Origin of the sequence: Klebsiella sp. PCX, assembly GCF_021869705.1 — a bacterium.
GTDB lineage: Bacteria > Pseudomonadota > Gammaproteobacteria > Enterobacterales > Enterobacteriaceae > Klebsiella > Klebsiella quasipneumoniae.
Window position 1 is genome coordinate 2,580,641 of record NZ_CP091527.1, and the last position, 12,962, is coordinate 2,593,602.

The following is a 12,962-nucleotide window of genomic DNA, read 5'->3' on the forward strand; positions in this document are numbered from 1 at the left end:
AATACGAGTGACCCTCTTCAGGTGAGCGCGGTGCTTGTCACCACTGGTCTCTGCCTCGCACGCATCCTCATCATTCAGTTGGAATGTTCAGGTAAATAATAAGGTCTCGTAACACCTGACTGACGCCCGGTGTTACGCTAACATCATATAAGGCAGATCATCCACACTCTGGATGGTGGTTATTTTGTTAAGCACTCTTTACCGAAAGCAAGACGAACAAAAGGTATATTCAGTATTTCAGGATCGGCGCTGCTGAATAACACGCTTCCGGTTCGGCTTTCAATGGGTTTGTATTTTTTCAGCATCTCCATTTGAATTCCGGTGCTCATAAATGATTTGCCATTTTTATCATACAAAAAGAAGCACATTTTGTTATCTTTGCCTGGTTCAATGCTTTTATTAGAGTAATTATCAAGCGTAACTTTATAGAATATCAGATACTTCGCCTCGCCGGTAACGCTATCCCATTCACTTCCGGTGGACTCCTTTTGCGCAAAAATCTTGATCCCCGAAAAATAAGGATCATGATTCTTTTTCTCATCAGCCTGCACCATTCCTGAGGCAGCGATAGCTACAGCCAGCGCAATACCTTTCGTAATATAGTTATGCATTTCAACCTCATTAAATTCACTATTAAGCATGCGCTACCATAGATCATGATATTGGTATTATCAATGATATTATCCATGTTCACTCACTGATAAAATTCAGCCTGCAAATATATTTAAACCTATAAATCAGCACATTGAGAAAATAACCATTAAAACAATTCTAATTTGAATTTAAAAAATTGTTACCAGTAACTTGTTGTTCACTTTTTTCTGCGTCATGTTTATGCACGGTTTATCTTTACTTTACCAGGATGCTATTTAAAGCCGTTCGCACCGGCCAGGTTAGCGCCCCCAGTATCCATGGCGTGAATATCATCAGCGATCCTGAACAGGATAAGCAGGAGAGTTCCTGTCCCCCGCTTGAATGCCATGTCTATTTTTCCATCAGACCTACCATCGACCTGGTGCCAGTCAGCAAGTGAAGCGCACAGCGATGACCCATTTGCACCGACTCAGTGCCGGCTGTTCACCATACTGAAGCCCATCAAATCCCGCATCGCCATGTTAACTGCATGTATATAAAGCACTATTTTAACTGGCACGTTTAATGCTGTGCGCTTGTATACCGCGATGTGGACAAGATCGTATGCCGTATGGCCACAACACGTCGTCACTCTGCGGTCGCCACCTTCCCCTTTCCGTGAGGCATCCAGGGTGAATGCGTTTCACGGAAGTCTGCTAACTGAAAACGGAGAACAACATGACGACACTCAGCGAACCGTTGGTTACCCCGAAATATGACAAATGGCGCCAGCTGGTGCTGGGCTTGATCTGTATGGCCGCCATCTCCAGCCCGCAATATGTCTGGACGCTGCTGACGAAACCCCTGGCCGCCAGGCTGGGCGTCGGTCTGCCCGAGCTGCAGGTCACCTTCTCGCTGCTGATCATCCTCCAGACCTTCTTTTCGCCCTTTCAGGGGCGGTTAGTGGAAAAATTTGGCCCACGGCGGCTGATCGCTATCGGCACGGTGATGGCCGGAATGAGCTGGGTGCTTTCTGCGCAGGTGAAGGGCCTGGCGACGCTGTGGCTGGTTTATGGCTGCATGGGCGGCCTCGGGACCGGGATCGTCTATATCGGCGTTGTCGGCCTGATGGTTAAATGGTTCCCAAGGCAGCGGGGTTTTGCCGCCGGCGCGGTGGCGGCGGGCTACGGGATGGGGGCGATCATAACCACTTTCCCCATCTCCCTGTCGCTGACCACTAACGGCCTTGAACACACGCTGACAACTTTCGGGATCCTTTTCGCCCTCGTCGGCTTCCTCGCCAGTCAGGGGCTGAAGCTGCCGCCGCCTGCTGTCTCACTGCCCGTCAGCCAGACGGTGGCGCAGAGCAGCAGATCGTTTACCTCCCGGGAAATGCTGCGCCAGCCGCTGTTCTGGCTGATGTTTGCCATGATGGCAATGATGTCGACTTCCGGGCTGATGGTCACCTCGCAGATGGCGGTGTTCGCCGAGGACTTCGGCATTAGCCAGGCGGTGGTGTTTGGCATGGCGGCGCTGCCGCTGGCGTTAACGATAGACCGCTTCACCAACGGCTTAACCCGGCCGCTGTTTGGTTTTATTTCCGACCGCTTCGGCCGCGAGCAAACCATGTTTATCGCCTTTGCGCTGGAGGGAGTGGCGATGACGCTCTGGCTGGCGTGCCGGGAAGATCCGCTGCTGTTTGTCCTGCTCTCCGGGGTGGTGTTCTTTGGCTGGGGGGAAATCTTCTCGCTCTTTCCGTCGACGCTCACCGATACGTTCGGCAGCGAAAATGCCGCCAGCAACTATGGCTGGTTGTATATTTCGCAGGGCATCGGGTCCATCTTCGGCGGTCCGCTGGCGGCGCTGCTCTATCAGTACACCCACGGCTGGCATGTGGTTTTCAGCTGCGCGATTGGTCTGGATTTTATCACCGCCGCCCTCGCGCTGTGGGTGCTAAAACCGTGGCGCGCGCGCTTTATCCGCCAACATAGCTGATCGCCCGGCCGGACAGAAGTGACGGCCATGCCGTCACTTCACTGATATTCGCTGCGCAGCAGCGCGTACAGATACTCATCGCCCCACTCGCCTTTAAAAAAGATATTCTGCCGGTAATGCGCCTCGCGACGAAAGCCCAGCCCTTCCAGGAGTTTGATCGCCCCGGTATTGCGAGTGTCTACCACCGCTATCAGCCGGTGATGGGCTAACTGCTCAAAGAGTAAGGCTATCACCGCCCGCATGGCTTCCCGGGCATACCCCTGATGCTGATATGCCGGGGAAAAGGTCATCCCCAGCTCGGCCTGTCTGCCCCGATCGAAAAAATGGATCCCCACATCTCCCGCCAGCGCACCGTTGGCCTGGATCGCTACGGCAAGCTGGAACCAGCTTTCATCCTCAGCAAAGGCCAGCGAACGCTGTTGTTCATAGAAGGCTGTCGCCTCTGCCATGCTGTAGTGGGTCCAGCTCTGAAAGCGGGCCACCTCCGGCAGGTTGCGATAATGGCTGAAAGACGGCAGATCTTCCGTTCTGAACCGGCGCAGCAGCAGCCGGGGCGTGGTCAGGGGTAACATCATCTCTTCTCTTCTTCCTGGTGAGACGGGCAATCGCGCGCCATCTTAACCTGCGTAGCCTGGCGCTGCCAGGCTCATGGCGGAGCCTCATCCCAGCGATAGATTTGAGTGGTGGCCAGCGCCAGCATGGCGAAATCTTCCGGCGTATCGCCGTAGGCGAAGATCTCCTCGTAATCGGCCAGGGAGTAGTTCGCCAGGATACGCGCCTTTTTGGCCAGGCCGCTGCAGTCTCCCCCCTGATACTTTCCGGTCGCTGCCCCGTTTTGAAATTCCACTTCGCTGCACAGCAGCTCAAGATTATGCTGCTGGCACCACGGTCGAAGATAGACATCCAGCGAGGCTGAAACCACCACCACGGTGTCCCCTCGCGCCTGATGCCAGGCTATGCGCTGCATCGCGTTCTCCCGCAGTGTATAGGGAATAAATACCTGGCTATGATCGTTCCCGCGCTGCAGGATCTCAGGTTGCGATTTCCCGGCAAAAGCATAATGAAATACTTTTTGCCGGATGGCAGAGGCGGAAAGCCAGCCCATTTTCCAGGCGAGAATATACGGCAACAGCCGCAATTTGCCCTGACGAATGGCTTTCGCATCGAGGGACTGATAAATAAAAGGGGTAAACGTATCTTCGTGGGTGATCGTGCCATCGAAGTCAAAAAAGGCAATGTTCTTCTTCATCCTTGTAACCTTGAACAGACACACCGGCGCCGCTAAGGTGCGGCTGATTTACTTTTTTCCCGCCTGGCGGCAATATCCGGCATAATGCACCGCTGTCGCAGGACGGCCGTGTCTCCGGCCGTCGTGACAGCGAACCAGTCGACAGGAAAACGCATGAAGCCAAAACAAGCGGACATTCTCCGCCACGCCAGCGCGCTGTTTAATCGCGAAGGATATCAGTCCCCCAGCATTGAGCGGATTGCTGAGCATGCCGGCATCTCCAAAATGACCTTCTACCGCTACTATGCCGATAAAGAGGCGCTCATTCTGGCTATCCTCCGGCAAAAAGAGAGCGAGTTTATGCAGGATCTGACGCAGATCACCGCTGATAAAGCCACCGCGCGGGAGAAGCTGTTCGCCGTGTTCGACTACTATCAGTGCTGGTTGACCTGCGAAACGTTCCACGGCTGCATGTTCACCCGCGCGCTGTTCGAATATGGCGCGTCATCGCCGGCGATCCGGGAGCAGTGCTCCCGCTTCAAGTCGCGCCTGTGGCAGTTTTTCCGCGATATCCTGACTCTGGTATTAAAACCAGAGCCTGCCGAACGGGTCGCTATGATGATGGTGATGCTCATCGATGGCGCCATCGCCGCCCAGCAGGCCGAGTCCGCCGAATGCCGGGAGATCCCGCCGGGGACGACCGCCTGGAGCGCGGCCAAAGCGCTTATCTACTCAGAAGGCGGTACGCTGTGAGATGATGCGCTGCCGTCCAGCGACTGCAGCGCCGCCAGCAGGCCATCATAGTAATCGTTGCAGGTTTGCAGGCGCAGCGCGGCGCCAAAGTAGACCTCCTCCATCGCCGCCGGATGTTTTTTGCCAATCGGCACAATCACATTGTTCAGCCAACCGTCCGCATGGCCGATATCGACCGTGATATGTTCGGCATAGTAATGCACGTCGCGTTCGGAAAGCCCAATCCGCCGACAGCCCGCCACCAGTTTTTCATACTGCGGCGGGTCGAGCAGTTCGGTCATCGCCATCACCCCCAGTGATTTGTAGTAATGCTGACGATTTACGCCGCCGACCATAAAGGCGTTATACCCGGCCAGCCCCTGCCACTCGTACAGATGGGCGAAATGATTGTCCGGTAAGGCGATATTCCGCCGCTTCAGTAAATCCTTATACAGATTGACGTGGGTGATCTCAGTGCTGCCCTGACCTATCTCATCCCACAGATTCTGCGCAATCTCGGCGCGGGTTTCCGGCAACGAGCCCACCAGCCCCATCGCCACCAGATCGAAGAAAAGCAGATTCAGCGCGCTGTCGCTTTTGAAGAAATAGTCGATCTGCGCGGCGGAGGCCTCACTGGCTAGGAAATCGAACAGCGGATGATGAGACGCCGGGTGCTGCTGGCATAGAGCGCGTAGTTCGTCGACGATATTGCCGGCATTGAGCACCGGTCGCTGGCGGTGGAAACGTTTGCTTTCCGCCCGCAGCCACTCAGACTCAATGTAATTTCGGATCCCGGAGAGCAGTGGATGAAACTGATTGGCAGCCGCCGGCGAGAGCGGGTCGGCAAGCCAGGACTGATAGAGGATGAACAGCGCATGGTGCGCGCGCTTTTTGGCCTGCGGGTCGTCAGCGGAGAAGGCGCGGATGCAGATATTCTCAGCCAGATGCCAGGCTCTGTCGGCGACCTGCGGATTGGCCGTCAACTTCAGCGACAGCGCGTTACTGTGCAGAAGCTGGTCAATTAACTCATCCAGCGCCAGCCTGGCCATCACCGCGGTTTGGTCACGACCAATGACCCCATTGTCGGTATTACGCATGAATTTATCCCTGTGAAATGCATGGCGACTATACGGTATAGTACCGCTCACAATGCGGCAACGTAAATTTCATTCATATTACTAACATTCTGTTTGTTAAAGAATTTAAACCAAAAAACAAAAACCACTAAAATATTATTGATATTATAAAAATAATAACGTTACCATTTAGTACAGTGACAAACGACACAAGGAATCACTATGCCCTATCTGTTACTGACGCTGGCCGCCCTGTTCTGGGGCGGGAATTACGTTGTCGGTCACGTGCTGGTTCAGGGCGTGGATCCGATCCTGATGACCGAAGCGCGATGGGCGCTGACGGCGCTGCTGCTGGGCCTGCTCTACCGCCGGCAGATTGCTGACAGTCGTCACCTGCTGCGTGAAAACGCCCCGGCGGTGCTGGTGCTCACCCTGTGCGGTCAGGTCAGTTTCCCGCTCACGCTCTATATCGGTCTGCAAACTACCTCCGCCCTCAACGCCGCCATCTATATGTCCGCCACGCCGAGCATGGTGCTGCTGATTAACCGGCTGATTTTTCGCGACCCGGTATCGGCCCGCAACTGGCTGGGGGTGGTCTTCAGCACTCTTGGCGTGATGATCCTCTTATTCCAGGGGAATCCGCTGCATGCCGCCTCGCTGCATACTTTTTCCGTCGGCGATTTGTGGGCGATGGGTTCGGCGCTGAGCTGGGCGCTCTATTGTTCGCTGTTACGTCTGAAGGACCGCCGCATCCCGGCGAATGGCTTTGTCGCCGTCAGCTCGCTGCTCGGCGCCCTGCTCCTGCTGCCAATCGTCGCCTTCTGGCTGATGCGCCACCCGGCGCAGGACTGGACCGCCTGGCGCGAGCCGTTTTTCCTTAGCGGTCTGGCTTATCTGGTGATTTTCCCGTCGTGGCTGGCCTATCTTTTCTGGAATAAAGGTATCGCTACGATTGGCGCCACGCGGGGGGAAATTTACACCCATATCATCCCGCTCTCCGGCGGGGTGTTGAGCATCCTCTTCCTGCATACCCAGCCCCATGCCTGGCACCTGTTCAGCGCGCTGTTCATTATGCTGGGGATTGGCATCTGCTCGCTGGAGAAACGCCAGGCGGCGACGGTTCGCCTGCGCGGTTAGCTTGTCTGCCGGGCGTCTGACAACGCCCGGCGTCAGCACTTAACGGCTGGTGGAGAGCGGCTGGTGAGGCGCCGTCCCGGCAGGTTGCGCCACCCGGCCCTCACGGCCAAAGAAGGTCAGAATGGTAATGACGATCGCCACCGTCCCGGCCACCAGGGCCATCGCCAGGCCGTAGTTATGCCCGTGGTGCTGGGCAATGGAGGCCTGCAGGGTGGCATTCACCGAGGCCAGCAGATTCCCCAGCTGATAGACGAAGCCGGGCAGCACTGCCCGGGTGTTGGCCGGAACCAGTTCGTTGAGCCAGGTAGGGATCACCCCCCAGGCGCCCTGCACCATAAACTGCATCAGAAACGCCCCGGCCCCCAGCGCCAGCGAGCCGCTGGCGAATGCCCACAGCGGGATCACCGGCAGCGCCAGCAGGGCGGCGCTCATAATCGCTTTGCGCCGGCCAATCTTCTCCGACAGCGAGCCGAAGAAAACCCCGCCGATGATCGAGGCGATGTTGTAGCACACCGCGATAATGCTGACCGTTTTAGGCTCGAAGCCGTGCTGGACTTTCAAAAAGACCGGGTAGAGATCCTGCGTCCCGTGGGAGAAGAAGTTAAAGGCCGCCATCAGCACCACCAGGTACAGGCACAGCTTCCAGTGGCTACGCCACACCGGCAGCAGAGCCGTGCTCGCTTTACTCTGCCGTGCCGCCAGCCAGACCGGGGACTCCTCGACGCAGAAATAGATAAACGGCAACAGCAGCACCGGGGCGGCGCCAATGACAAACATCCCGCGCCAGCCGAGCTGAGTAAACAACAGCCCGTAGGCCACGGCCGCCAGCAGATAGCCGAAGGGATACCCCGCCTGGAACAGACCGGACATCAGGCCGCGCGAGCGGTCAGGGATCGTCTCCATCGCCAGCGACGAAGCCACGCCCCAGATCCCGCCCATCGCCACGCCGTACAGCACCCGCAGCAGAAAAAACAGCATCAACGACGGCGCCGCGGCAGAGAGCAGCTCAAAGGCGGAGAAGAAAACGATGTTGAGCATCAGGATCGGCTTGCGGCCAAACTTTTCCGCCGCCCGGCCGAAGATCAGCGCGCCAACGGGCCGCACGGCCAGGGTCAGCAGAATCGCCAGGGTCACCTCTTCAAGGTCGACGTGAAACGAGTGGGCGATATCGCTCAGTAAAAAAACCAACAGGAAAAAGTCGAAAGCATCGAGCGTCCAGCTTAAAAAACTGGCGATCGCCGCGTTGCGCTGTCGTGAAGTCCAGCCGTGCATCTTGTCATCCCTATCCCGACGGCGTTGCCGGGAGCTTGCGCGGCGTCCGGCAGAGCAGGCTGGTGCCACCGCTTGTGTAAATTGTTTGTATAGAAAGTTGCTCTTTTGTTAATTACACCCCTTTTCCAGCCGTCGGCAAGTTTATTAGCACGCTAATTTGTTTCAAATTGCGTGCGACGGCCCACCGGTTCGCTAATTTTCGACCAGAATTAAGGACAGGCTGGCTTCAGTGCACTGCCCCAGATGCCGCATCCACCCACAGGAAGGGAGAGAATCATGAAGAGAATCGCCATCGTCGGCGCCGGGCCGACGGGGATTTACACCTTGTATGAACTGGTGAAGCGTGGTGAGCCGCTATCGATCGCGCTGTTTGAAAAAGAGGCGCAGGCCGGGGTGGGTATGCCCTATAGCGACGATAATACCGCGGCGCAGATGCTGGCCAATATTGCCAGCATTGAGATCCCCCCTATTGACCTGACCTATCTGCAATGGCTGCAGCAGCAGAGCGACGACTGGCTGGCGGCGCGCGGTCTTGAACGGCAGGCTCTGCATGAGCGCCAGTTTCTGCCGCGGGTGATCCTCGGCGAGTACTACCGCGACCGCTTTCTATATCTTGTGCAACGGGCCAGAGACGCCGGCTTCGTGGTGAGCGTCTGCGAGTCCTGTGAGGTCACAGATATTGCGGTGCAGCCCGTCGGGATCGCCATCCACACCGACGGCGCGGCACAGCCGGTAATGGTCGATCTGGTGGTGATTGCCACCGGCCATTTGTGGCCTGAAGAAGAACGCGCCAGCCGGCAGTACTTCCCCAGTCCGTGGACCGGCCTGATGGAGGCCCGCATCGCCCCCTGTCGGGTCGGGATCCTCGGGACCTCCTTAAGCGCGATTGATGCCGCCGTGGCGGTGGTGGCCCGCCACGGCGTTTTCCATACTGAGCACGACAAAACCACCCATTTTTCCCTGCATCCCGGCAGCGACGCGCTGGAGATCACGCTGATGTCACGTAACGGCGTGCTGCCGGAGGCCGATTTTTACTGCCCGATCCCGTGGGAGCCGCTGGAGATAGCCACCCCCGCCGCCCTTGAGGCGGCCGTCGCTGAGGGCAGCGACGGCCTGCTGGATCGGGTGTTCCAGCTGATCGTCCATGAGCTGGAATATGCCGCCCCGGCCTGGTGCGAGGCGACGGGGCTGCGCCAGCTGACGCCTGACAGCATCGCCGACGCCTGGTTTGCCGACCGTCTCACCCATGACCCCTTCCAGTGGGCGCAGCACAATCTGCAGGAGGTGGAGCGCAATAAGCGCGAGCGCCACACGGTGCCCTGGCGCTATGCCATTCTCCGCCTGCACGAGGCGATTGAAACTGTGGTGCCGCAGCTCAACGACGAGGACAGCCGTCGCTTCCGCCAGGGGCTCGCCCGCGTGTTTATTGATAACTACGCTGCGATCCCGCCGGAGTCCATTCGCCGGTTGCTGGCCCTGCATCAGGCGGGCATTCTGCGAATTGTGGCGCTGGGTGAGGATTACGAGCTGCAGCGCGAGTCTGACCGGACGCTGATTGTCCATCATCAGCAGCGCTGTGAATTCGATGTCTTTATCGATGCCCGCGGACAGAAAGCATTGAAAACCCGGGATCTGCCCTTTCCTTCACTGCGCCAGCAGCTGCTGGCCTGCGGCGACGCTATTCCTGACGTTGGCGATGACTACACGCTGCAGGCGCCGGAGGCTGTGCGCGGCCGGGTCGCCTTCGGCGCTCTTCCCTGGCTGATGCACGATCGCCCCTTTGTCCAGGGGCTGACGGCCAGCGCCGAGATTGGCAGCGCAATGGCCCGCGCGGTCTCCCAGCAGGCAACTGGCCGGCGGCGTCGTCTCTGGTTTATCGAATACCAGGACGTTTAAACGCAATATCCGAATAAAGGGGGGCCAGCAGGCGTGCTATAAACAGTGGCTGTTCGCCCCCGTGCAAGACCACGTCTAACATTTACGAGGTACTCATGAGTCATCTTTTTAGCGCGACGCGTATTGGTCAGTTGACGCTGGATAACCGTATCGTTATCGCCCCCATGTGTCAGTATTCTGCCGACGAGGGGAAGGCAACCTCCTGGCACCGGATCCACCTCGGGCAGCTGGCGTTCTCCGGCGCCGGCCTGTTAATTCTGGAAGCCACGGCAGTAGAGCCGGCGGGACGTATCTCGCCTGGGGATCTGGGGCTGTGGGATGATGAAACCGAAAACGCCCTGCGTGCCGTGGTGGAGGATATCCGGGCCTGGTCACCGATCCCTCTGGGGATCCAGCTGGGGCATGCCGGGCGCAAGGCCTCCTGCGCGGCCCCCTGGCAGGGTGGCCATCAGCTGGCGCTCAACCAGGGCGGCTGGCAGACCGTCGCCCCCTCCGCGGTGGCGTTTCACGACGGCGACCGCGCCCCGGCCGAGCTGAGCCATGCCGATCTGGCGCGCATCAAAGCGGCCTTTGTCGCCAGCGCGTTGCGCGCCCAACGCCTGGGCTTTGAGCTGATTGAGCTGCACGCCGCCCACGGCTATCTGCTGCACCAGTTTCTTTCACCGCTCAGCAATCAGCGCCGTGACGAGTATGGCGGTTCGCTGGAAAACCGAATGCGCTATCCGCTGGAAGTGTTTAAGGCAATCCGCGAGGCGGTGGGCAACGCCATGGCGGTGGGCGTCAGGTTGTCGGCGACCGACTGGGTTGAAGGCGGCTGGGACGGCGAGCAGTCCATTCAGTTCAGCCAGCAGCTGGAAGCGCTGGGCAGCGACTATATCCATGTCTCCAGCGGCGGTTTGTCGCCGCTGCAGGCCATCACCGTCGGGCCGGGCTACCAGTTGCCTTTCGCCCGCGACATTCGCGAGCAGGTAGCCATCCCGGTGATTGGCGTAGGGCTGATCACCGACCCGCAGCAGGCGGAAGCGGCGCTGGAGAATGGCGATGCCGACCTGATCGCCCTCGCCCGCGCGGTGCTCTACGATCCGCACTGGCCATGGCACGCTGCCGCCAGCCTCGGCGCCCAGGTTCGCGTTCCTTCGCAATATCTGCGCTCCGAGCCACACGGCCTGAAAGGCACCCTGCTGCCAAACCGTTGAACCCGCGGCGGGCATAAAAAGGGGTATCGTAAGATACCCCACAGCAGGATGTTATTGCGGTCCATATGCCGGGCGGCGTCGCCTTGCCCGGCCTACAAAAGGGTGATGCCCGGTCATTGCGCAGCCAACCCGCCCCCTGCGTAGGCCCGCGCAAGCGCAGCGCCGCCGGGCAATCTACCAGGTTCCGCTCCCTATATTTCCGGGCGACGGCCCGGCAAACACCGCGAGTTACTGCTGGGCGGGCGGTGGCGTGGTGTTCTGTTTATCCTTCGTGATACTGTCCTGAATGGCTTTGGTTTTGCTCGCCGCTTCCGCCGAAAGCTGATTGGCATCACCGATGGCGTTGTCTTTAATCTGACCCGCCTCTTTGACTATGCGGTCACTTTCCTGCTTTGCGTTCTGCTTCACCGCATCGGCCTGGGCTTTGGCCTGCTGGGCGATGGCATCCGCTTTCTTGTCCGCCTCCGCCTTGATGGCGCTGGCCTGATCCTTCAGACGATCGGCCTCGGCGTCGGCCTGGCTTTTCAGCGTATCAATTTGCTTATCCGCATCCTGCTTAATCGCCTGGGCTTTGTCCGCCGCGGCATCCTTCATCTGCTCCGCATTATCTTTGGCCTTATCCAGTTTGTTATCCACTTTCGACGCATCGTCGCAGCCAAACAGGGTCAGGCACAGGGCGGAAGCAAGCAGTGTTTTATTCCAGAGTTTCATCAGCATTCCCTTACAGGTTGAGTCATTATCCAGCCTTGTGATTTATTGCCTTAATAGCATTCACATTTTATATATAAACGCTCAGCCACCAGAGTCAAGCCGACACCGGTCGATCCAGCGTCGCCACCAGCCCCTGCAGCCACTCGGCAAAAACCCGCACCTTGTGCGAAAGATGCCGGTGCGGATAGAGCAGCGACAGTGGCCGACGCGGCGCCGGGAAGTCCGGCAGAATTTCCACCAACTCCCCACTGTCGATATAGGGTTGTAGAAAGAATCGCATTCCCTGCAGCATGCCCAGCCCTGCCAGCCCGGCGGCGGTAAAAACTTCTGAGTTGTCCAGCACCAGTTTACCGGGGATAGCGATCTGCCTGATGCCCTCCGGGGTCTGGAATCGCCAGGGCATAATCTGTCGGCTGCTGCTGTTTACCCAGTTCACCGCCAGGTGCGACTGCAGTTCCTCCAGCGTGGCGGGCGCCCCATAGCGAGCCAGATACGCAGGACTCGCGCAGGTGGTTAACGCCACCTCCCCCAGCGAGCGCGCCACATAGTCGCCATCCTCCAGATCCCCCACCCGCAGCAGACAATCCAGGCCATCGCGCAGCATATCCCGGCGTACATCGGAGCTACTGAGGACAATTTCCACCTCCGGATGGGCCTGATAAAAATCCGCCAGATGCGGGATCACCAGCAGCCGCGCAAAAGCGATTGGCATATCGACGCGTAGCTGGCCGCGGATCGGCCGGTCCGGCGCGAACGACTCCAGCAGATCGTCGGCCTGGGAGAGCAGCGGTTTACTGCGACGATAAAACTCTTCTCCTTCCGGCGTGAGATACAGGCGGCGGGTGGTGCGCTGCAGCAACCTGACACCGCTCTCCCGCTCCAGCTGCTGCAGCGCTTTGGTCACCGCCGGCCGATGGATCTGCAAATTTTCCGCCGCCTGGGCAAAGCTGCCGGCGTCGACGATTTCAATAAAGATTTTAATATTTTCAAACAGATTCATCTGCATAACGGCTCGTTCCCCGTCTCTTCGCCTGTCTCAATTATTACCAATTTAATAACAGTGATGAAAGTTTTTGCTCATTTTTTAAAACAATAAAGGCGCCTACACTGCCCTCATTGCCGCATCGCTGGGGCGAAGAAATTGAT

Annotated in this window: 12 protein-coding genes; 5 read left to right on the top strand and 7 right to left on the bottom strand. The window is 58.1% G+C overall.

Features of this window, described 5'->3' with window-relative positions; translation table 11 throughout:
- Nucleotides 1-179 precede the first annotated feature (179 nt).
- Nucleotides 180-611: a DUF4354 family protein gene (locus tag GQR96_RS12190; RefSeq protein WP_017900286.1), complete on the bottom strand. Its 432-nt coding sequence runs from the start codon at nucleotides 609-611 to the stop codon at nucleotides 180-182.
- Nucleotides 612-1,311: 700 nt separating this feature from the next.
- On the opposite strand from GQR96_RS12190, the gene oxlT reads away from it, so the two are divergent.
- Nucleotides 1,312-2,568 (top strand): oxalate/formate MFS antiporter, encoded by a 1,257-nt coding sequence (gene oxlT / locus GQR96_RS12195; protein ID WP_048324235.1) that lies wholly within the window; start codon nucleotides 1,312-1,314, stop codon nucleotides 2,566-2,568.
- Between the two features lie 38 nt (nucleotides 2,569-2,606).
- Here oxlT and GQR96_RS12200 read toward each other — a convergent pair whose 3' ends face one another.
- On the bottom strand, nucleotides 2,607-3,143 hold the full coding sequence (locus GQR96_RS12200) for a GNAT family N-acetyltransferase (RefSeq protein WP_065802327.1): 537 nt from the start codon (nucleotides 3,141-3,143) through the stop codon (nucleotides 2,607-2,609).
- Between the two features lie 71 nt (nucleotides 3,144-3,214).
- The gene (locus tag GQR96_RS12205) at nucleotides 3,215-3,817 is read right to left on the bottom strand and encodes an HAD-IB family hydrolase (RefSeq protein WP_032456071.1); all 603 of its coding nucleotides are present in this window, start codon (nucleotides 3,815-3,817) and stop codon (nucleotides 3,215-3,217) included.
- A 153-nt stretch (nucleotides 3,818-3,970) separates the two neighbouring features.
- On the opposite strand from GQR96_RS12205, the gene GQR96_RS12210 reads away from it, so the two are divergent.
- The gene (locus GQR96_RS12210; protein WP_004205853.1) at nucleotides 3,971-4,549 is read left to right on the top strand and encodes a TetR/AcrR family transcriptional regulator; all 579 of its coding nucleotides are present in this window, start codon (nucleotides 3,971-3,973) and stop codon (nucleotides 4,547-4,549) included.
- On the opposite strand, the gene GQR96_RS12215 is transcribed toward GQR96_RS12210, so the two are convergent.
- A complete protein-coding gene (locus GQR96_RS12215; protein WP_069734166.1) occupies nucleotides 4,525-5,625 on the bottom strand; it encodes an iron-containing redox enzyme family protein in 1,101 nt (366 codons plus the stop codon). The genes GQR96_RS12210 and GQR96_RS12215 overlap by 25 nt on opposite strands.
- Before the next feature lie 201 nt (nucleotides 5,626-5,826).
- Between GQR96_RS12215 and GQR96_RS12220 the strand changes: the two genes are divergently transcribed.
- Nucleotides 5,827-6,741, top strand: coding sequence for a DMT family transporter (locus GQR96_RS12220; protein ID WP_049004074.1), 915 nt, complete (start codon nucleotides 5,827-5,829; stop codon nucleotides 6,739-6,741).
- Between the two features lie 39 nt (nucleotides 6,742-6,780).
- Here GQR96_RS12220 and GQR96_RS12225 read toward each other — a convergent pair whose 3' ends face one another.
- Entirely contained in the window at nucleotides 6,781-8,013 is a 1,233-nt protein-coding gene (locus tag GQR96_RS12225; protein ID WP_065905133.1) for an MFS transporter, read from the bottom strand.
- A gap of 276 nt (nucleotides 8,014-8,289) precedes the next feature.
- Between GQR96_RS12225 and GQR96_RS12230 the strand changes: the two genes are divergently transcribed.
- Together GQR96_RS12230 and GQR96_RS12235 are read left to right on the top strand one after the other, a co-directional pair.
- Nucleotides 8,290-9,909, top strand: coding sequence for an FAD-NAD(P)-binding protein (locus GQR96_RS12230; protein WP_065905131.1), 1,620 nt, complete (start codon nucleotides 8,290-8,292; stop codon nucleotides 9,907-9,909).
- A 95-nt stretch (nucleotides 9,910-10,004) separates the two neighbouring features.
- Nucleotides 10,005-11,105 (top strand): NADH:flavin oxidoreductase/NADH oxidase, encoded by a 1,101-nt coding sequence (locus GQR96_RS12235; RefSeq protein WP_023318288.1) that lies wholly within the window; start codon nucleotides 10,005-10,007, stop codon nucleotides 11,103-11,105.
- Nucleotides 11,106-11,333: 228 nt separating this feature from the next.
- On the opposite strand, the gene GQR96_RS12240 is transcribed toward GQR96_RS12235, so the two are convergent.
- Nucleotides 11,334-11,822, bottom strand: a complete 489-nt coding sequence (locus GQR96_RS12240; protein WP_065905129.1) for an E3 ubiquitin--protein ligase — start codon at nucleotides 11,820-11,822, stop codon at nucleotides 11,334-11,336.
- 88 nt (nucleotides 11,823-11,910) lie between these two features.
- The gene (locus GQR96_RS12245; RefSeq protein ID WP_074384556.1) at nucleotides 11,911-12,816 is read right to left on the bottom strand and encodes a LysR family transcriptional regulator; all 906 of its coding nucleotides are present in this window, start codon (nucleotides 12,814-12,816) and stop codon (nucleotides 11,911-11,913) included.
- Nucleotides 12,817-12,962: the final 146 nt, after the last annotated feature.